The organism is Nocardia sp. NPDC050793 (genome assembly GCF_040654065.1).
GTDB lineage: Bacteria > Actinomycetota > Actinomycetes > Mycobacteriales > Mycobacteriaceae > Nocardia.
Window position 1 is genome coordinate 1 of record NZ_JBFAHG010000029.1, and the last position, 1,333, is coordinate 1,333.

1 protein-coding gene is annotated in these 1,333 nt (G+C 36.9%); it reads left to right on the forward strand.

Annotation, left to right across the window (positions count from 1 at the left end):
• Window positions 1-153 precede the first annotated feature (153 nt).
• Window positions 154-1,301, forward strand: a protein-coding gene (locus AB0H50_RS35505; protein ID WP_357461667.1) for an IS3 family transposase whose coding sequence is annotated in 2 segments (ribosomal slippage) — window positions 154-406 and window positions 406-1,301 — 1,149 coding nt in all. Because the reading frame shifts where the segments join, the coding sequence is not laid out codon by codon here.
• Window positions 1,302-1,333 lie beyond the last annotated feature (32 nt).

Below are 1,333 nucleotides of genomic sequence, written 5' to 3' on the forward strand. Positions count from 1 at the left end.
TAAAAACCGTGTACTTGATAATTTTCTGTCCGTTCTTTTAAACGTTTCATATAATGGACTATTATCAAATAAATATACATAAAAAAGAAAAGCGTTTGGAAAGGTTATAATAAACTAGACACAAAGTTAAGAGAAATCGTGGAAAGGTTTATTATGGCAAGAAGAAAATTCGATAAACAATTTAAAACTTCTGCAGTAAAACTCATTCTTGAAGAGGGTTTCTCTGTTAAAGAAGTCAGCCAAGAGCTTGAGGTTCATGCCAATAGTCTTTATCGCTGGGTTCAAGAAGTTGAAGAATATGGAGAAAGTGCTTTTCCAGGCAATGGGACAGCCCTAGCTGATGCCCAACATAAGATTAAATTGTTAGAGAAAGAAAATCGTTATCTTCAGGAGGAACTTGAACTTCTAAAAAAGTTCCGGGTCTTCTTGAAGCGAAGCAAGTAAAACGTTTTGAATTTCTCTTGAAACATCATGGGAAGATAAAAATTAAGCATGCAGTAAAAGTTCTTAAGGTTTCTCGCTCAGGTTTCTATGAATACATGCATCGTCGTCCTTCAAAACAACAAGTGGAGAGAGAAATTCTCTCAGAGAAGATAAAAGCTGTCTTTCATGAGCATAAGGGACGCTATGGTGCGGTTAGAATTACCAAGGTACTTCATAATACCAGTATTATGACCAACACGAAACGTGTTGGGAAACTGATGCACTTGATGGGACTTTATGCCAAGGGAAGCCGTTATAAATATAAACATTACAACAGAAAAGGAGCTTCGCTTTCAAGACCCAATTTAATTAATCAGATCTTTAAAGCAACAGCTCCTAATAAAGTATGGCTGGGAGACATGACCTATATCCCTACCAAAGAAGGCACCTTATACTTAGCCGTGAATATCGACGTTTTTTCACGTAAGATTGTAGGCTGGTCAATGTCTTCACGGATGCAAGATAAACTGGTGAGGGATTGCTTCTTACAAGCTTGTGGGAAAGAACATCCTCAGCCTGGCTTGATTGTCCATACTGATCAAGGGAGTCAATATACAAGCTCTCGTTATCAATCTACTCTTCGTCAAGTCGGTGCTCAATCTAGCATGAGTCGTAAAGGAAATCCATATGACAATGCAATGATGGAGTCTTTTTATAAGACGCTAAAGAGGGAGCTTATTAATGATGCTCATTTTGAGACAAGAGCTGAGGCTACTCAAGAAATATTTAAATACATTGAGACCTATTACAATACAAAAAGGATGCATTCAGGTCTTGATTACAAGTCTCCAAAAGACTTTGAAAAATATAATTCTTAAATTCTCTTAACTCCGTGTCTAGTTTTTCGTTG